This is a genomic window from Bradyrhizobium sp. (genome assembly GCF_016462955.1).
In the GTDB taxonomy this organism is placed as follows: domain Bacteria; phylum Pseudomonadota; class Alphaproteobacteria; order Rhizobiales; family Xanthobacteraceae; genus Bradyrhizobium.
Window position 1 is genome coordinate 9329 of the sequence record NZ_JAEMSD010000254.1, and the last position, 359, is coordinate 9687.

Annotated in this window: 1 pseudogene; it reads right to left on the reverse strand. The window is 61.3% G+C overall.

Annotation, left to right across the window (positions count from 1 at the left end):
* Positions 1-37: 37 nt before the first annotated feature.
* Positions 38-359, reverse strand: a pseudogene (locus JHD07_RS23335) (ABC transporter substrate-binding protein); the annotation flags it as partial.

Consider the following 359-nt stretch of genomic DNA (forward strand, 5'->3'; position numbering starts at 1 on the left):
GGTCTTCACGTTTCGGCACCTCTCCTGCTTTCGGCAGCTACTTGCGGCTCAGATTGCGATAGTCGACCTGGCGGTGGAACTCGTAGGTGTAGCCTTCGACGGTGGCCGCCATCACCGCATCCTGGTTCGGCTGCCACAGCATGATCTGCGGCATCAGGTCGAAATGCATCGCATTGAGCTTGCGGCCGGCCTCCTCGTACTGGGCCTTGTCCGGCTCGAAGCGGGCTCCCTGCGCGATCGCGGCCAGGTCGGGATTGTTGATCGACGAGTAGTTCCAGCGCTGATTGCCGGTGTAGAAGTTGCGGTAGAAATAGTCCGTCGACGGCAGCCAGGCGACGATGCCTTCGGTGAAGAAGGGC